The organism is Rhodococcus sp. KRD162, from assembly GCF_017168335.1.
Taxonomy (GTDB): Bacteria; Actinomycetota; Actinomycetes; order Mycobacteriales; family Mycobacteriaceae; genus Rhodococcoides.
In genome coordinates, this window is record NZ_JABFAU010000003.1 from 639530 (window position 1) to 657799 (window position 18270).

The 18270-nt window shown below is 66.3% G+C and carries 17 protein-coding genes; 15 read left to right on the forward strand and 2 right to left on the reverse strand.

The window, feature by feature from the left end; genetic code table 11:
* The first annotated feature begins 32 nt into the window (after positions 1-32).
* A complete protein-coding gene (locus J1M87_RS05510; protein WP_206488787.1) occupies positions 33-2000 on the forward strand; it encodes a primosomal protein N' in 1968 nt (655 codons plus the stop codon).
* An 80-nt stretch (positions 2001-2080) separates the two neighbouring features.
* Positions 2081-2932 carry a cyclase family protein gene (locus J1M87_RS05515; RefSeq protein ID WP_206488499.1) on the forward strand — a complete coding sequence of 284 codons (852 nt, stop codon included), beginning with the start codon at positions 2081-2083 and terminating at the stop codon, positions 2930-2932.
* On the opposite strand, the gene J1M87_RS05520 is transcribed toward J1M87_RS05515, so the two are convergent.
* On the reverse strand, positions 2848-4557 hold the full coding sequence (locus J1M87_RS05520; RefSeq protein ID WP_206488501.1) for a diguanylate cyclase domain-containing protein: 1710 nt from the start codon (positions 4555-4557) through the stop codon (positions 2848-2850). The genes J1M87_RS05515 and J1M87_RS05520 overlap by 85 nt on opposite strands.
* A 329-nt stretch (positions 4558-4886) precedes the next feature.
* Between J1M87_RS05520 and J1M87_RS05525 the strand changes: the two genes are divergently transcribed.
* From J1M87_RS05525 to J1M87_RS05535, 3 genes are all read left to right on the forward strand, one after another.
* Positions 4887-5603, forward strand: coding sequence for a PadR family transcriptional regulator (locus tag J1M87_RS05525; RefSeq protein ID WP_206488788.1), 717 nt, complete (start codon positions 4887-4889; stop codon positions 5601-5603).
* A gap of 88 nt (positions 5604-5691) precedes the next feature.
* Positions 5692-6615: a methionyl-tRNA formyltransferase gene (gene fmt / locus J1M87_RS05530; protein WP_206488503.1), complete on the forward strand. Its 924-nt coding sequence runs from the start codon at positions 5692-5694 to the stop codon at positions 6613-6615.
* A complete protein-coding gene (locus J1M87_RS05535) occupies positions 6612-8081 on the forward strand; it encodes an RsmB/NOP family class I SAM-dependent RNA methyltransferase (protein ID WP_206488505.1) in 1470 nt (489 codons plus the stop codon). Before fmt ends, J1M87_RS05535 begins: the two co-directional genes overlap by 4 nt.
* Here the strand turns inward: J1M87_RS05535 and J1M87_RS05540 are convergent, their stop codons facing one another.
* On the reverse strand, positions 8082-8471 hold the full coding sequence (locus J1M87_RS05540) for an MmcQ/YjbR family DNA-binding protein (RefSeq protein ID WP_206488507.1): 390 nt from the start codon (positions 8469-8471) through the stop codon (positions 8082-8084).
* 36 nt (positions 8472-8507) lie between these two features.
* Here J1M87_RS05540 and rpe point away from each other — a divergent pair, with 36 nt between their 5' ends.
* The 10 genes from rpe to whiA all read left to right on the forward strand — a co-directional run bounded on the left by rpe (position 8508) and on the right by whiA (position 18266).
* Positions 8508-9182: a ribulose-phosphate 3-epimerase gene (rpe, locus tag J1M87_RS05545; RefSeq protein ID WP_206488509.1), complete on the forward strand. Its 675-nt coding sequence runs from the start codon at positions 8508-8510 to the stop codon at positions 9180-9182.
* 35 nt (positions 9183-9217) lie between these two features.
* Entirely contained in the window at positions 9218-10210 is a 993-nt protein-coding gene (gene ribD, locus J1M87_RS05550; protein WP_206488789.1) for a bifunctional diaminohydroxyphosphoribosylaminopyrimidine deaminase/5-amino-6-(5-phosphoribosylamino)uracil reductase RibD, read from the forward strand.
* Positions 10211-10822 (forward strand): riboflavin synthase, encoded by a 612-nt coding sequence (locus J1M87_RS05555; protein WP_206488511.1) that lies wholly within the window; start codon positions 10211-10213, stop codon positions 10820-10822.
* 84 nt (positions 10823-10906) lie between these two features.
* The gene (locus J1M87_RS05560) at positions 10907-12196 is read left to right on the forward strand and encodes a bifunctional 3,4-dihydroxy-2-butanone-4-phosphate synthase/GTP cyclohydrolase II (RefSeq protein WP_206488513.1); all 1290 of its coding nucleotides are present in this window, start codon (positions 10907-10909) and stop codon (positions 12194-12196) included.
* The gene (ribH, locus tag J1M87_RS05565; RefSeq protein ID WP_206488516.1) at positions 12193-12690 is read left to right on the forward strand and encodes a 6,7-dimethyl-8-ribityllumazine synthase; all 498 of its coding nucleotides are present in this window, start codon (positions 12193-12195) and stop codon (positions 12688-12690) included. Before J1M87_RS05560 ends, ribH begins: the two co-directional genes overlap by 4 nt.
* On the forward strand, positions 12687-13157 hold the full coding sequence (locus J1M87_RS05570; protein WP_206488518.1) for a PH domain-containing protein: 471 nt from the start codon (positions 12687-12689) through the stop codon (positions 13155-13157). Before ribH ends, J1M87_RS05570 begins: the two co-directional genes overlap by 4 nt.
* 72 nt (positions 13158-13229) lie before the next feature.
* Positions 13230-15320, forward strand: coding sequence for an excinuclease ABC subunit UvrC (uvrC, locus tag J1M87_RS05575; protein ID WP_206488520.1), 2091 nt, complete (start codon positions 13230-13232; stop codon positions 15318-15320).
* Between the two features lie 50 nt (positions 15321-15370).
* On the forward strand, positions 15371-16270 hold the full coding sequence (gene rapZ, locus J1M87_RS05580; RefSeq protein WP_206488790.1) for an RNase adapter RapZ: 900 nt from the start codon (positions 15371-15373) through the stop codon (positions 16268-16270).
* Complete coding sequence (gene yvcK / locus J1M87_RS05585; RefSeq protein WP_206488521.1) at positions 16267-17292, forward strand: uridine diphosphate-N-acetylglucosamine-binding protein YvcK; 1026 nt, start codon at positions 16267-16269, stop codon at positions 17290-17292. Before rapZ ends, yvcK begins: the two co-directional genes overlap by 4 nt.
* Positions 17283-18266: a DNA-binding protein WhiA gene (whiA, locus tag J1M87_RS05590; RefSeq protein ID WP_008716540.1), complete on the forward strand. Its 984-nt coding sequence runs from the start codon at positions 17283-17285 to the stop codon at positions 18264-18266. Before yvcK ends, whiA begins: the two co-directional genes overlap by 10 nt.
* Positions 18267-18270: the final 4 nt, after the last annotated feature.

The window sequence follows — 18270 nt, forward strand, 5'->3', positions numbered from 1 at the left end:
CGTCGGATCTACCGATCGCCCGCATTCTCCCGATGTTGCCCCTGCCACATCTCGACCGCGAGTTCGACTACCTCGTGCCGGAAGAGTTCAGTGGTGACGCGCAGCCCGGTGTCCGGGTTCGTGTGCGGTTCGCGGGCCGGCTGGTCGACGGCTTCTTGCTGTCCCGGCTCGCCGAAACCGAACATTCCGGCAAGCTCGGATGGCTCGATCGTGTGGTGTCCCCGGAGCGGGTGCTGACTCCGGAGATCGCCGAGCTCGCCGGAGCGGTGGCCGATCGCTACGCCGGAACGCGCGCGGACGTGCTGCGCCTGGCGGTCCCGGCCCGCCATGCCCGGGTCGAAGCGGAGGTCACACCCGTTGTCGAGACCCCGAACGACGCTGCCGTCGACCGTGCTGCGTGGTCCGCATACATCCACGGCTCGAATTTCCTCGATGCCCTGGCATCCGGTCGCGTTCCGCGCGCTGTATGGCAGGCACTGCCCGGGGAGCAGTGGTCGGTTCGGTTGGCCGAAATGGCGGCCGTCACGGTGGCGAGCGGTCGCTCTGCGGTGCTGTTGGTTCCCGATCAGCGCGATCTGGACCGCCTGGAGACGGCATGCACGGCATTGCTCGGCAGCGAGCGGGTAGTGGCCCTGTCTGCCGGACTGGGCCCGGCGAAGCGTTACCGGCAATGGTTGCGATGCCTTCGGTCGGTACCGGTGGTCGTGGTGGGAACCCGCAGTGCGGTATTCGCTCCGGTGTCCTCGATCGGCATGATCGCGATCTGGGACGACGGCGACGACAGTTTTGCCGAGCCACGCTCTCCGTATCCGCATGCACGCGAGGTGGCTCTCCTCCGAGCGCACGTGTCCGGGGCGGCAATGGTGATCGGAGGGCATTCACGCACTGCGGAGGCCGAAGCACTCGTCGATTCCGGTTGGGCCCACGATCTCGTCGCTCCACGTGAGCTGATTCGACAACGTCAACCACACGTGGTGGCTCTTGCCGATTCGGATCACGCCCTCGCACGGGATCCGGCCGCACGCGTTGCGAGACTGCCGGCAATCGCCTTCGAGGCGGCGCGAGCGGCGTTGAAAGCGGATGCCCCCGTACTGGTTCAGGTTCCCCGCGCCGGCTACGTGCCGTCGCTGGCGTGCGCCAAGTGTCGTAATCCGGCACGGTGTCGGCGCTGCAACGGTCCGCTGGCTCTGCCGTCGGCCGCCGACGGCGACGGGGCGGGGAGCCCGACGTGTTCATGGTGCGGAATCGCAGACGCGGCCCATCGATGCACGGTGTGCGGATCCCGCAATCTCCGTGCAGTGGTGATCGGGGCAGGCCGAACGGCCGAGGAACTGGGACGGGCGTTTCCCGGCGTGCCGGTGCACAATTCGGGCGGCGCGGCCGTGCTGGACTCCGTGAAGTCCGGTCCTGCGTTGGTGGTCTCGACGGTCGGTGCCGAGCCGACCGTCGAGGGTGGTTACGGGGCTGCGTTACTGCTCGACGGCTGGGCCTTGCTCGGTCGTGCCGACCTACGCGCTGCCGAGGAGGCCTTGCGTCGGTGGATGACGGCAGCAGCGATGGTGAGACCTGGAGCCATCGGTGGCCGGGTGGTGGTCGTTGCGGAGTCGGAGATACCGACAGTGCAGGCTCTGGTCCGCTGGGACCCGCTGTGGCATGCGCGAAGTCAATTGGACGAGCGCGTAGAGGTGCGCTTTCCGCCGGCCGTTCACGTCGCCGCGATCGATGGCACCACCGAGGCGATCACTGCACTGGTGGACACTGCCGAACTTCCGGAGGCAGTGGAGATTCTCGGACCCGTGGATCTACCGGACGGGCAGCGGGCACCGGCAGGCGGCGGCGAGGACACGCTTCCCGGTGATGTACAGAGATTGCTGATTCGCGTACCGCGCAGCACTGGGGCTGCCCTCGCGCGAGCGCTCGCCACCGCGCAGGCATCGCGAAGCGCGAAGAAGCTCGGTGGCGGAGTGCGGGTGCAGATCGATCCGATTCGCATCGGATGATGCTGCGGTCGCGGCTCCACGTGGCCTAGGGTTTCGTCGGGGTGGCGCACACGGCGCCGACGAGAGGTGGGATCTGCGAGATGAAGAGAAGGCAGCTCTTTCGGCGTGCGACAACAGGTTTGGCTGTATTGATCGGGGCACGGCTGGTAGCACCGGAGACCGCCGGAGCATTGCCGGGTACGGGTTCGGCACAACCCGCGAGGCCTACGGTTCCACTCGACCGCTTGGTGCAGATCGTGTCGCTGTCACATATCAACGATCCAGAGTTCACCCCGATCTTTCCCGGCGATCCCGAGTTCTCGCTCGAGACCGCATTCACCGTGGCCGAGGACGGCTTCTACCTTCAATATGTCAAAGAGGGGGAGCACACCGGTACGCATTGGGGAGCACCCGCGCACTTTCGGGAGGGTGGACTGACCGCCGACCAACTCGATCCCGAGGATCTGTTTCTGCCGGCGGTGAAGATCGATATTCGTGATCGAGCGGCGACCGATCCCGATTACGCCATCACGGTGGCGGATCTGCAGAATTGGGAGAAGAGCAACGGGCCGATTCCGCCTGGCTCTGCCGTCATCGCGTGGACCGGGTGGGCGTCGCGCTGGGGTACCGACGCCTACGCCAACGCGGATTCGGACGGCGTGACCCACCAGCCCGGTTTCTCTGCCGAGGCCGCGCAATGGCTGATAGACACCGGCAAACTCGGCGAGCGAGGTGCGCTCGGCACCGATACCTTCGGTCCGGATCTGGGAAACGACGAGACGTATCCGGTATCGGTCAAGCTCTACGATCGGCGTCGAATCAGCCTCGAGAATCTGACGAATCTCGAGTCCATTCCGACCACCGGCGCCTACGTTCTGGTCGGCGGAACGATCAACCGGGACGGGTCCGGTTCCCCTGCAACGATTTTCGGACTGGTACCCCGCATACCCTGATCGAGGAGGTTCGGTACCTCGCTGAGAATGCCCGAGGAGTCGTAGGCGTAGATGCCGGCTTTGCCCCCGTGTTTGGCCCGGTACATCGCGCGATCGGCCAATCGCATCAGCTCGTCCTCCTCGACGTCGGCGATGCGATGGGGTTTCGAGTAGGGGGTGCTGTCGTCGTTCGTCTCGCACCGGCCGATCTGCACCACGCCCACGCACGCGCCGACCGCCACGGGCCGGCCGTCGATGACGTGTGGGGAACGCAACGCCGACGCAATCCGTACAGCCGTCGCGTGCCCGGTCTCGAGGTCCACGCGAACCAGGACGGTGAATTCGTCCCCTCCGTAGCGGGCCACGATCCCGTCGACGACACATCGTTCGAGGCGGCGCGCGAGCTCGATCAACAGCTGGTCGCCGCCGGCGTGGCCGAATCGGTCGTTGACGCTCTTGAAGTCGTCGAGGTCGATCAGCAGCAGAACGGCCTGCCCTCGTCCGGCTCGGACGTCGGCCACTGTCGATCGAAGGTGTTCGTCGAAGGACGACCGGTTGAGCAGGCCGGTGAGCCCGTCATGGTGTGCTCGGTGCGAGAGTTCCGCCTGCGCCCGAGACAGGCTGCGGAGCAGATTGTCGTGCTGGATCAATGTGATCATCTGGCGAACGAGCGCGAGGAGCACCACTGCCGAGCCGACGACGATGACGGGGGAGTCCAGTTCGCCGGTGTGCACCCAGACGATCGCCAGGACCACTCCGATCCCGCCCATGAGTGCGTACGGCAGCAGCAGTTGCGTTCGTTCGACGGCAGCGGACTTTGGTGGTAGCTGCGCAGTGGATGTCGTGCCGGTGGTCGAGCGGTCGGCATCGATCGTGCTGGGGGTGGCCGCCGCGAGTGCGATGAGTGCAGTGCCCGCGATGAATCCACTGTCGGTCAATACGGGCATCATGTCTGCCCCGACGGCGACGAGATAGGCATAGATGCTGTCGGAGACCGCCATCATCGAGATGCCGGAGCCGAGCAGGGCGAGCTGCGTCCGGTACCGCGCGGAGGTCCTGGAGATCGTCGCGAGCAGCACGATCATGGCCACCAGAACCAGATCGGTGATGGGGTACATGATCGCCACGAGGAACTCGAGTGAGTGCGATCGCGTCGATCGCACGGTGGCTCCGAGTGCGGTCGCCCATGACAGCACGAACAGGGAACCGACGATGATGGCACCGTCGAGCAGCGACATCGACCAGAGGTGTCGGGTACCGGCCGCGGCTCGCCGGGGCGAGAGGCCTGTGAACGCAAGCAAGGCGGGAACGGCGAACACGGGAAACAGAAAGAAGCCGACGTCTGCGACGGATGTGGTGGGTAGGGGTGTGTTCAGTGCGGATCGGTAGAACGCCCATACCGCCATCCCCGCGCTCCAGCAGGCCATTCCTGCGGCCATCGATACTCGCCAGTGCCGTTCGGAACCCGTTCTTCGGGACGCTGTCCGCCAGCACACGACAGTGGCGGTGACACCGCCCGCCAGTTGCGCGATGTCATCGATCAGAACCGAAGTGCGGTGGCCGAGGACGCCGGTCCCGGCCACCAGGACGACCGACAGCACGCAGCCGAGTACGACGGCGACGCGTCGAATCGGTGGTCCGGCCATCGGCCCTCCTCCTTCGTCTGCGGACACCGGCAATCCGGCCGCTGAATTCGGTTCGCCCGATATCGGCAGTTACAGATCGCGCCATCCTAACGAGAGGCGGCGGTGGGCGAGGGATTCCGCGGATGCGGGTGCGGACTGTTCGTCTCGATACCTTGTCAAAGTTCTATTGCCGATATATCGTCGACTTGTCGAACGATCAGAAGGAGAACGACATGAATTACGCATTCGAAGGATTCGCACACGAATTCGGCCGTCGGGGAGGACCCCACATGCGGGGCTTCGCACCCGATGCAGGCGGTCGCGCTCGTCCACATGGTGCGCCGTTTCAGATGTGGGCGGCGCAGACCGACGAGCACGGAAATCCGGACGACGGCCATCGAGATCGCGGCCGAGGGAAGAGGGGTGAACGAGGTAGGCGTGGTGCCGGTGGTCCGATGGGGCGAGGTCGCATACAGGGTGGTTTCGGACCTGGTGGTTTCGGGGCCGGTGGTTTCGGACCCGGTGGTTTCGGGCCACATGCAGATTTCGGCCGGGGTCGAGGTCGCGGCGGGCGAGGTCGACGTGGTGATGTGCGCGCGGCGATTCTGCTACTGCTCGAGGACCGTCCGATGCACGGGTACGAACTGATCCAGCAGATCGCCGAGAAGAGCGATGGCACGTGGAAGCCCAGTCCGGGTTCGATCTATCCGGCACTGGCCCAACTCGAGGACGAGGGTCTGGTGTCCATCGACAAGGTTGCCGGACGCAAAACCGCGGCACTGACCGGCGAGGGGCGCGAGTTCGTCGACGCCAATCGCGGCGACCTGGGCAGTCCATGGGACGACGTTGCAGATTCCATCGGAGTGGACGCCCGAGACCTGCGTGGACTCATCGGCCAGTTGATGGGAGCGGCAGGGCAGGTCGCAAGCGTCGGGACCGCCCGGCAAGTGGAGCGGGCCGCGGAGATCCTGACCGATGCCCGTCGGTCGCTGTACCGCGTTCTTGCGGAGGACGACACCCCGGATCGAGGATCGACGGACGCTGTGTCCGATCCCGACGCAACGTGATCGCCAGGTGTGGAATCGCCGGTTGCAGTCCCGACTCCCTAGGATGAACCACTGATGTGAATTCGTTCGTCCCAGGGAGTTGCCTTCAGTGCGCGTTGTCTTTGCCGGAACACCGGAACCCGCAGTCCCGTCCCTTCGGCGGCTGTTGGAGTCCGAGCGCCACGAGGTGATCGCGGTGGTGACCAGGCCCGATTCCGCGTCCGGTCGCGGACGTAAGACCGTTCGCTCGCCCATCGGACAGCTGGCCGACGAGCATGGGATTCCGGTGTACACGCCCGCGAAGCCCTCGGAACCGGATTTCGTGTCGCAGCTGGTCGACCTGGCACCGGATGTGTGCCCGGTCGTGGCCTACGGAGCGTTGCTACCGCAGCCCGTGCTCGACATTCCCCGCTTCGGATGGATCAACCTGCACTTCTCGTTGCTGCCCGCCTGGCGCGGCGCTGCCCCGGTGCACGCGGCCATCGCAGCGGGCGACGACATCACCGGTGCCTCCACGTTCCTGCTCGACGCGGGCATGGACACCGGCCCGGTACTCGGCGTCGTCACCGAGCGGGTGCGGGCAACCGACACCACGGGGGAGTTGCTCACCCGATTGGCGTCGAGCGGAGCCGAGTTGTTGGCCGCCACGCTCGACGCGATCGAGGACGGCACCGCAGGCGCGCAGCCGCAGCCCGAGGACGGTGTCTCGTACGCGAGCAAGGTGACCGTCGATGCCGCGCGTATCGACTGGAACCGCTCCGCAGCGTTCATCGACAGGCACATCAGGTCGGTCACCCCTGCGCCCGGTGCCTGGACGACGATCGGTGAACTCCGCGTCAAGGTCGCCCCGGTGCAATGTTCGTCGGACACGCTCGAACCGGGCGTGATCGAGGTTCGGAAATCGGGCGTGCACATCGGAACAGGCACAAGCGCAATCGTCCTGGGCGATATCCAACCGCAGGGCAAGAAACTGATGAAGGCACTCGACTGGGCGCGCGGCGCCCGGCTGGACGAGACGGCGGTAGCGCGATGACAGATCCCGACAGACCTCGCAAGCGCCAGTCGGGAAGGCCCCGAAAGGTCTCCAAGAACTCGCCCGGGGTCAGGGGCCCGAAGGGGAACCGGCCGCCGCAGGGAGCGGGCCCACGTGCCATCGATGCCATCGATCCGGCGCGTCGCGCCGCACGTGATGTGCTGAAAGCGGTCCGCGAGCGCGATGCCTACGCCAACCTGGTGCTACCAGGCCTGCTGAGAGAGCGAAAGCTGGACTCGCGCGATGCCGCACTGGCAACCGAACTCGCCTACGGTGCGTCCCGCGCTCGGGGTGTGCTCGACGCGGTGATCGCTCACTCGGCCGGCCGTCCGGCCGGAGAGATCGATGGGCCACTGCTCGATATTCTTCGGCTCGGTACCTATCAGCTCCTGCGTACGCGGGTGGCACCGCACGCCGCCGTCGCCACCTCCGTGGATCTCGCTCGGTCCGAATTCGGCACCGGCAAAGCAGGTTTCGTCAATGCTGTTCTGCGGCGCGTGTCCGAACGCACGGCCGCCCAGTGGGTCGACGAGCTCGCTCCAGCCGCGGCTGTCGATCCGGTCGGCCATCTCGCATTCGAGTACGCGCACCCCCTATGGATCGCGCAGGCGTTCGCCGACGCGCTCGGCGCGGACGCCGGTGAACTCGCCGCAGTGCTCGAAGCCGACGACGCTCGCCCCTCGGTCCACCTGGTCGCTCGGCCCGGCGAGATATCTGCAGAGGAATTGGCGCTGATCACCGGGGGAGAAGAAGGTCCGTACTCCCCGTACGCGGTGCACCTCGACGGAGGCGATCCAGGCAAGCTCGACGCCGTCCGAGACGGCCTGGCCGGAGTCCAGGACGAGGGCAGTCAGCTCGTCGCCCGGGCACTGACCCTTGCGCCGCTCGTCGGTGAGGACGGCGGTCGATGGCTCGATCTCTGTGCCGGCCCCGGCGGCAAGGCTGCCCTGTTGGGAGCAATCGCCGGCATCGACGGTGCCAGGGTCGACGCTGTCGAACCGACGCCGCATCGAGCCGATCTGGTCTCGAAGACGACCAAGGACCTTCCAGTGACGGTGCACACGGTCGACGGACGAGCATCCGGACTCGGCGGCGGCTACGACCGTGTTCTCGTCGATGCCCCGTGCACCGGCCTCGGGGCCCTGCGTCGTCGCCCCGAGGCGCGGTGGCGTCGGCAACCGTCGGATGTGGCGGCCCTGGTGACGCTGCAGAGAGAACTGTTGGCGGCCGCCATCGAACTGGTCCGACCCGGCGGTGTGGTGCTGTATTCGACGTGCTCGCCGCACCTGTCCGAAACCGCCGCCGTCGTCGCAGACGCGGTTCGACGATACGGAGTCGACCAGCTCGATACCCGCGAGCTGGTTCCCGGGGTGCCGCAGCTCGGTGACGGCACGTCGGTGCAGCTGTGGCCGCATCGACACGGCACCGATGCGATGTTCATGGCGGCGCTGCGTAAGCCACTGTGATCAGTTGCCGGCCAGGAACGTCTCGGCCAGCTTCTTCGGGGCATAGACCAGCCACCCGTCGATGATCAGTTCGCGCAGTTCGTAGTCCTCGGTGTTCTCGAGGTCGACCAGCACAGCCGCGAACCCGTCGAAGTGCGAGATGCTGAAGCATGCGCGAGGGTGTGCAGCGAGAATGGCCTCTTTTTCGTGCAGGTCGGCGGTGCGCACGGCAAGAATCGGCCCGCTGGGCGCAGTGGCGTCGCCGAATCGCTTCAGATCGGCTTTGCTGAACGGACGAATCCACGTGAACACGCTCTTGCCCACGGCCCAGGTCGGATGCCCGTACCGGACTCCTTCGGTGACCTCGGGCAGTGCGGCGATCATCGCCGTCGCGGAGTCGATGGTGGCCATGGGCGAACGATACCGGCTGGGCTAGGCTCGTCAATCGTGGTTTCCCCGATGATTGCCCCCTCCATCCTGTCCGCCGATTTCGCCCGGCTCGCCGCCGAAGCCGAGGCCGTATCCGGGGCCGATTGGCTACATGTCGACGTCATGGACGCGCATTTCGTACCCAACCTCACCCTCGGGCTTCCGATCGTGGAAAGTCTGTTGAAGGCGACGAGCATTCCGCTCGATTGTCACCTGATGATCGAGGATCCGGCGCGTTGGGCTCCGCCCTACGCCGAGGCGGGCGCGTACAACGTCACCTTCCACGCCGAGGCGAGCGACGACCCCTCCGCGGTGGCGCGCGACATCCGGGCCGCCGGTGGCAAAGCGGGCCTGTCCGTCAAGCCCGGAACCCCCATCGAGCCGTACCTCGAGATCCTGCGCGACTTCGACACACTGCTGGTGATGAGTGTGGAACCGGGATTCGGCGGGCAGTCGTTCATGCCCGAGGTGCTCTCGAAAGCCGCGGCGGTTCGGAAATTGGTCGACTCCGGTGATCTGCGATTGGTGATCGAAATAGACGGGGGCATCAACTCCGACACGATCGAGCAAGCCGCGGAGGCAGGCATCGATTGCTTCGTCGCAGGATCGGCCGTCTACAACACCGACGACCCGGCCGCTGCCGTGCGCGGTCTGCGTGCCCGAGCCGCCCGCGCCTCGCACCACCTGTCGTAGTGGTTGCTCCGGGCGCCGTCTCGATCGCGGAGGCCATGGCCCTCGCCGTCGACGCATCCGAGACGGCCCGGGGAATCAGCAGCCCCAATCCCGCCGTCGGTGCGGTGATTCTCGACATCGACGGCACCGTCGTCGGCATCGGGTCGACGCGGCCGCCCGGCGGGCCTCACGCCGAGGTGGTCGCCCTGGCCGAGGCCGGGGATCGGGCCCGGGGCGGTACGGCGGTGGTGACGCTGGAGCCGTGCAACCACACCGGCCGCACCGGACCGTGCTCGAAGGCCCTGATCGACGCAGGCATCGTCGCGGTCGTGCACGCCGTCGCCGATCCGAATCCACTCGCGTCCGGCGGCGCAGAGACCCTGCGCGCCGCGGGCGTTCGCGTCGAACAGGGAATCGGTGAACGTGAGGTGCGCCAGGGTCCGCTGCGAGCCTGGTTGCACAAGCAGCGCACCGGGAGGCCGCACGTGACGTGGAAGTACGCCGCAACCCTCGACGGGCGCAGCGCCGCAGCAGATGGAACCAGCCAGTGGATCACCGGACCACAGGCGCGAGAGCACGTGCACACCGAGCGGGCCAAGCTCGACGCGATAGTCGTCGGCACCGGAACAGTCCTGGCGGACGACCCGCGGCTGACCGCACGCCAGCCCGACGGCACCCTTGCTCCGCATCAGCCCGTGCGAGTCGTCGTGGGCTCGAGACCGACGCCCTCGACGGCGAGAATTCGTAATGCCGATGCGCGCACGATGTTCCTCGACACGCACGATCCGCTGGCGGTGATCGATGCGCTGGACGAGTACACCGACATCCAGATCGAAGGTGGTCCCACCTTGGCCGGCGCGTTCCTCGCTGCCGGGGTGGTGGATCGCGTCGTGGCCTACCTCGCCCCGGCCGTGTTGGGCAGCGGATCTGCAGCGGTGGAGAATGCGGGCATCGGAACAATTGCCGACGCAATTCGGTTTCGCACGGAAACAGTGACCATGATCGGCAACGACATCCTGATCGGCGTCGTGCCCGAAGGAGCGAAGTAGATGTTCACCGGAATTGTCGAAGAACTCGGCGAGATCCTCGCGAAGGACGACTTGTCCGACGCTGCTCGCTTCACCGTCCGCGGCCCGGTGGTGACCTCGGACGCGGGCCACGGCGACTCCATCGCGGTCAACGGAGTCTGCCTCACCGTCGTCGAGGTGCTCGCCGACGGCGGTTTCACCGCCGACGTGATGCAGGAGACCCTCGACCGATCGTCGCTCGGAGCCCTGAGCGTGGGCAGCCGCGTCAACCTCGAACGTGCAGCCGCACTGGGCAGCAGACTCGGCGGGCACCTCGTGCAGGGCCACGTCGATGGCACCGGAACCATCCTCGGCCGCTCGCCGTCCGAGAACTGGACCGTGGTGCGTGTCGGCATGCCCACCTCGGTCGCGCGCTACGTGGTGGAGAAGGGCTCGATCACGGTGGACGGCGTCTCGCTCACCGTGTCCGGATTGGGCGTCGACGACGGCTCGCACTGGTTCGAGATCTCCCTGATTCCCACCACCTTGGACCTGACCACCCTCGGCAGGGCGGAGGTCGGTTCGCCGGTCAACCTCGAAGTCGACGTGATCGCCAAGTACGTGGAGCGGCTGCAGACGATCGACGCACAGTAAGTACTGTTGAGGTGCACGCCGTGAGCGATGCACGGAGAATTCCAGGGCGCTGAGCCAGGCCCGAGACGTATGGAGCGCACTTTCGTGACCAGGTTCGACAGTATCGAGCGCGCAGTTGCGGACATCGCTGCGGGCAAAGCAGTGGTGGTCGTGGACGACGAGGACCGCGAGAACGAGGGCGACTTGATCTTCGCCGCCGAGAAGGCCACTCCGGAACTGGTCGCCTTCATGGTTCGCTACACCTCGGGCTACCTCTGTGTGCCACTGTCGGGTGAGGATTGCGACCGCCTCGGTCTCCCACCGATGGTCGCCACCAACCAGGACAAGCACGGCACCGCGTACACCGTCACCGTCGACGCACGCGAAGGCATCGGCACCGGAATCTCGGCCTCCGATCGCGCGGCCACGATGCGACTGCTGGCCGATCCCGACACCGGCGCGGGCGACTTCACCCGCCCCGGCCATGTGGTGCCACTGCGGGCCAAGGACGGCGGCGTACTGCGTCGCCCGGGCCATACCGAGGCAGCCGTCGATCTCGCCCGGATGGCCGATCTGCGGCCTGCGGGCGTGATCTGCGAAATCGTCAGCCAGAAGGACGAGGGCTCGATGGCCCAGACCGACGAACTGCGCGTCTTCGCCGACGAGCACGATCTCGCGCTGATCTCCATCGCCGATCTCATCGCATGGCGTCGCAAGCACGAAAAGCATGTCGTCCGAGTTGCCGATGCCCGGATCCCCACCGAACACGGCACGTTCCGCGCCGTCGGCTACCAGAGCATCTACGACGAGGTCGAGCACGTTGCGTTGGTGCGCGGTGACATCGCCGGGCCCGACGGTGACGGCAGCGACGTCCTGGTTCGAGTGCACTCCGAATGCCTCACCGGCGATGTCTTCGGCTCGCTGCGCTGTGATTGCGGACCGCAATTGGACGCCGCCCTGGAAATGGTGGCCGCCGAGGATCGCGGCATCGTGCTGTACATGCGCGGGCACGAGGGCCGCGGAATCGGCCTGTTGCACAAGCTCCAGGCCTATCAGCTCCAGGACGCCGGCTCCGATACCGTCGACGCGAATCTTCAACTCGGTTTGCCTGCCGATTCCCGCGACTACGGCATCGGCGCACAGATTCTCGTCGATCTCGGCGTCTCCTCGATGCGGCTGTTGACGAACAATCCGGCCAAGCGAGTCGGACTGGACGGGTACGGACTACAGGTCACCGAGCGGGTGCCGATGCCGCTGCGCGCCAACGCCGAGAACCTCACCTATCTACGCACCAAGCGCGACCGGATGGGACACGATCTGACCGGCCTCGACGAGTACGAAAACGGTCATTCCGCAGGCTCCACTCCCGCCCAAGAGAACGGAGTCAACCCATGAGTGGTGAAGGCGAGCCGACCCTGCAGCTCGCGGGCGCGAGCGACCTCGAACTGGCCATCGTCGCAGGCCAGTGGCATCGAGAGATTTCTCAGGCGTTGCTCGACGGCGCACTACGCAAAGCCGAGTCCGCGGGGGTCAAGGACGTCACGGTCATCCGCGTCGCCGGGGCCATCGAGCTGCCTGTCGTTGCACAGGCGCTGGCCCGCAACCACGATGCCGTTGTGGCGCTCGGTGTCGTGATCCGCGGGGGCACTCCACATTTCGAGTACGTGTGCGACGCCGTCACCGCAGGCCTGACGCGAGTGTCGCTGGACGAGGGCACCCCGGTGACCAATGGCGTGCTCACCACCAACGACGAGCAGCAAGCCCGTGATCGTGCCGGCCTGCCCGGTTCGTTCGAGGACAAGGGTGCCCAGGCCACCGCTGCCGCGATCGACACCGCCCTGACGCTCAAGCATCTACGCCAGCCCTGGACCAACCAGGAGTTCACATGAGTACCGGTACGCCGCCGGGCTGGGACATGGAAGTGAAGTCGCGCAAGTCGGCGCGGTTCGCCATCGCCGCCGCGGTGCTGCTGGTCGTGGCTCATTCGACCGTCGCCGTCCTGCTTCGAGTCTCGCCGACGGGCGTGTACTTCCGCACTGCCGACCAACTCGCGATGGCAGGGATCGGGATCCTGCTGGGCGGCCTTGCCCTGCTGCTCACTCGGCCCCGTATTCGCGTCGGTCCTGCGGGTGTCGCGGTGCGTAACGTGTTCTCGGAACGCTTGATCGAGTGGGACCTCGTGCGCGGATTGTCGTTCCCGGACGGTGCGATGTGGGCCCGAGTGGACATTCCCGACGACGAGTTCATCAATGTGATGGCGATCCAGTCCAACGATCGCGAGCATGCTGTCGCGGCGGTTCGCAGGTTCCGCACCCTCGAACGCAAGTATGCGCCCGTCGAGGTCGATCAGGACTGACGTCCTCGGGTCGGCACGGCAGCTGAGCTGCGGATGCGGAGAACGTCGGACCCGACGGCTAACGTGGAACCCGTGTCCGACCCCGCTACCTACCGCCCGGCCACCGGAACCATCCCGGTGGAGCCGGGGGTGTACAAATTTCGTGATCAGCACGGTCGCGTCGTCTACGTAGGAAAGGCCAAAAGCCTGCGCAGTCGGCTCAATTCCTACTTCGCCGACGTCGCCTCGTTACATCCCCGCACACGCCAGATGGTGACCACCGCGGCGTCCGTCGAATGGACGGTGGTCACCACCGAGGTCGAAGCACTGCAGCTCGAATACAACTGGATCAAGGAGTTCGATCCTCGGTTCAATGTTCGGTATCGCGACGACAAGAGCTACCCGATGCTCGCGGTGACGATGAACGAGGAGTTCCCGCGGCTGTTCGTCTACCGAGGGCCCCGGCGCAAGGGTGTGCGGTACTTCGGTCCGTACGCACATGCCTGGGCGATTCGCGAGACGCTGGATCTGTTGCTCCGGGTGTTTCCTGCGCGGACCTGTTCGACCGGAGTGTTCAAGCGACACAATCAGATCGGTCGTCCCTGCCTGCTGGGCTACATCGACAAGTGTTCGGCTCCGTGCGTCGGTCGGGTCAGCCCCGAGGAGCACCGCGCCACCGTCGAGGACTTCTGTGATTTCTTGGCAGGCAAGACCGACAAGCTCGTCCGGCAGCTCGAGAAGAAGATGCAAGCGGCGTCCGAGGATCTGGATTTCGAGACCGCCGCCCGACTGCGCGACGACGTCGGAGCACTACGCCGAGCGTTGGAGAAGCAGGCGGTGGTGTTGGGGGACGGCACCGATGCCGATCTCGTCGCCTTCGCCACCGATGCCCTCGAAGCCGCTGTGCAGGTCTTCCACGTCCGCGGAGGCCGCGTGCGAGGTCAACGCGGCTGGGTGGTGGAAAAGGCAGGTGAGGTGATCGAGCGGCAGGACGAGGCCGATCTGCCGGCCCTCGTCGAACAGTTCCTCACTCAGTTCTACGGCGAGCAGGCCGCGCTGACGGCACAGGCACCGAGCGGTGATGACGGTGGATCCAATGCCGTTCCGCGCGAGGTACTGGTGCCGGTGCTACCGGACAATGCCGACGAGGTCCAGCAGTGGCTCAGTGAACTTCGGGGGTCGAACGTCACGGTGCGCGTTCCCCAGCGCGGCGACAAGAAGGCGTTGGCGGAAACCGTCGAGCGCAATGCCAAGGAGGCCCTGCAGCAGCACAAGCTCAAGCGGGCAGGCGATTTCACGTCGAGATCTGCCGCGCTGCAGGGCATTCAGGAAGCTCTCGATCTGGATTCGGCACCGCTGCGCATCGAGTGCATCGACATCTCACACGTGCAGGGAACCGACGTGGTCGCGTCGCTGGTCGTCTTCGAGGACGGATTGCCTCGCAAGAGCGACTACCGGCACTACGCGATCAAGGAGGCGGCCGGCGACGGACATTCGGACGACGTCGCCAGCATCGCCGAGGTGACTCGTCGCCGGTTCCTACGACACTCGGCCGACGGATCGGCCGGAGGAAGCGGTGGCGACCTCGCACCGGAGGCCGCGCTGGATCCGCAGACCGGCCGACCGCGAAAATTCGCCTACCCACCCAACCTGTTCGTCGTGGACGGCGGTGCACCTCAGGTCGCCGCCGCTGCCGCGGTGCTCGACGAACTCGGAGTGACCGACGTGGCGGTGGTCGGTCTTGCAAAACGGCTCGAAGAGGTGTGGGTACCGGGGGAGGAGGATCCGGTTATTCTGCCGCGCACGAGCGAGTCGCTGTATCTGCTGCAGCGTGTCCGCGACGAAGCACACCGGTTCGCGATCACGTTCCATCGCAGTAAGCGCTCGCGGCGGATGACGGCATCGGCACTGGATTCGGTTCGCGGACTCGGTGAGTCGCGTCGAACGGCCCTGGTCGCACATTTCGGCTCGGTCGCCAATCTCAAACGTGCGACGGTCGCGGAGATCGTCGAGGTACCGGGAATCGGCGAGACCACGGCCAAGTCGGTGCTGGCCGCGCTCGGTTCCGACACGGACGACGCCGATGTAGGCGATGATGACAGCGCAACGTCAACGACATCGGGCGAGAACACGACGGAACATGCGATTGCACCGCGTGTGGAATCGGCGGGACAGGCTTCGTAGTGAGCGAACACCAGACACAGAGACATCCACCGTCCGAGGAGCGCGTCGAGCTGCTCGCGCAGGATCGGTCGCGGCACGACGGGATAGAGGTGGCACTGGTCACCGGAGTCTCCGGTGCCGGGCTGCGCACCGCAGCGAAGATTCTCGAAGACCTCGGGTGGTACGTCGCCGACAACCTACCCCCCGAGCTCATCTCCAAGATGGTCGATCTCGGACTGGAATCCAAACCGCGAATCGAAAGACTCGCCCTGGTGATGGACGTCCGAAGCAGACTGTTCACCGGGGATCTGGGCTGGGTGGTGCGCGAGCTCGATTCCAAGGGCGTGCGCAACCGAGTGCTGTTCCTCGACGCATCCGATGCCGTCCTCATCCGCAGGTTCGAATCCAACCGGCGCAGCCACCCACTGCAGAACGACGGTCAGGACGCCACGCTGACCGAGGGCATCACCGCCGAACGGTTGCGGCTCTCTGCGGTCAAGGCGGCGGCGGATCTCACGGTGGACACCACGTCGCTGTCGGTCCATCAGTTGCGTCGCAAGATCGAGACCGTCTTCGGTGACGGCGGCGTTACCGGTGTCGGTGTCACCGTGCAGTCGTTCGGGTTCAAATACGGCCTACCGATGGACGCCGATCTGGTCTGCGACGTCAGATTTCTGCCCAATCCGCACTGGGTACCCGAGCTCCGAGAACACACCGGCCAGGACGCGGACGTCCGTGACTACGTCCTGGGGCAGGACGGTGCCCGGGACTATCTGCAGACGTACACCCACCTGTTGAATCTGACGATCGAAGGATACGTGCGGGAAGGCAAGAGATACATGACGGTCGCCGTCGGTTGCACCGGAGGCAAGCATCGAAGTGTCGCCATGACCGAGGCCTTGGCCGGCATTCTCGCCGAACAGGGTGACGTGTCGGTCCGAGTGCTGCATCGCGATTTGGGTCGCGAATGAGCGAATTCGGTACCGAGGTGCTCGGATCGGGTCCGAACGTCGTCGCCCTCGGCGGTGGACATGGTCTGTATGCCACCCTGTCGGCGGCCCGGCTTCTCGGACACGACGTCACGGCCATCGTCACGGTCGCGGACGACGGCGGGTCCTCGGGACGGCTACGGGCTGAACTCGGGGTCATTCCCCCCGGGGACCTGCGCATGGCGCTGGCTGCGCTGTCCAGCCCCGACGAGCGGACGCGATTGTGGACCGATGTCCTGCAGCATCGGTTCGGTGGTACCGGCGCGTTGGCCGGACATTCCGTCGGTAACCTCATTCTGGCCGGGCTCACCGAGGTGCTGGGCGACCCCATCGCCGCCCTCGACGAGATGGCGCGCACCCTCGGAATCGAGGGACGTGTGCTTCCGATGTCGCCGATCGCGCTCGACATCGAAGCGGACGTCTCGGGACTCGAGGACGATCCCCGCGTCAGCCGCGTCATCAGGGGACAGGTTGCCGTGGCCACGACTCCCGGCAAGGTTCGACGAGTGCGACTGCTGCCACCGGACCCGCCTGCCTGCCCGGAGGCGCTCGCCGCAATCGAGGCGGCCGACCTCGTGGTACTCGGGCCGGGCTCGTGGTTCTCGAGCGTGATTCCGCACGTGCTCGTGCCGGATCAACGGGCTGCGCTGGCTCGCACGTCCGCTCCGAAAGTGCTCGTGTTGAACCTGGCACCCGAACTGGGGGAGACCACCGGATTCTCCGCAGAGCGCCATGTCCACGTACTCTCCCAACACGCACCTGATTTGGGAATCGACTACATCGTGGTCGATTCCGCCTCGGTCCCGGAAGGCAACAACCGCGAACATGTAGCGCGGGCTGCGGCTCGGCTCGGTGCCGAGGTCGTCTATGTCGACGTTGCCGAAAACGGCACTCACGCACATCATTACGGCAAGCTTGCTGCGGCTCTCGGCTCCATCGTGTCGTCCACCGGCGACACCGGGTCGGCTGCCGCACGCAGAGAGGGGATCACTTCGTGGCCATGACAGCGGAGGTCAAGGACGAGCTGAGCAGGCTCACCGTCAGTCAGGTCAGTTGTCGCAAGGCCGAGGTGTCCGCGCTTCTGCGATTTGCCGGTGGACTCCACATCGTCGCCGGCCGAGTGGTAGTCGAGGCCGAGGTCGATCTCGGGTCCATCGCACGACGCCTACGCCGAGAAATCTTCGAGCTGTACGGCTACTCCTCGGACGTGCACATGCTCGGCGCGGGCGGACTGCGCAAGACCTCGCGATACGTGGTCCGTGTCGCGAAGGACGGGGAGGCGCTGGCCCGCCAGACCGGCCTGCTGGACCTGCGTGGCCGTCCGGTTCGCGGGTTGCCCGCTCAGGTCGTCGGCGGCACCGTCGGAGACTCCGAGGCGGCCTGGCGCGGTGCGTTCCTGGCGCACGGCTCCCTCACCGAGCCCGGCCGATCCTCGGCGCTCGAGATCAGCTGCCCAGGGCCGGAAGCTGCGCTCGCCCTCGTCGGAGCCGCCCGGCGGCTCGGCGTGGCCGCAAAGGCTCGTGAGGTTCGCGGAACCGATCGGGTGGTCGTCCGGGACGGCGAGGCGATCGGCGCGCTGCTCACTCGGATGGGGGCACAGGACACCCGGCTCGTCTGGGAAGAGCGACGGATGCGGCGCGAGGTCAGAGCCACGGCGAACCGACTGGCCAATTTCGACGACGCCAACCTGCGCCGGTCGGCTCGCGCCGCCGTTGCCGCCGCGGCGCGCGTCGAGCGGGCACTGCACATCCTCGGCGACGACGTGCCCGATCATCTGGCCGCGGCCGGCTCGCTCCGCGTGCAGCATCGTCAGGCCTCACTCGAGGAACTCGGCCAGTTGGCCGATCCGCCGATGACCAAGGACGCGGTGGCAGGCAGAATCCGACGGCTGCTGTCCATGGCCGATCGCAAGGCCAAGGAAACCGGAATTCCGGACACCGAGTCCGCGGTCACGGCCGAGCTGCTCGACGAGGCGTGATCGC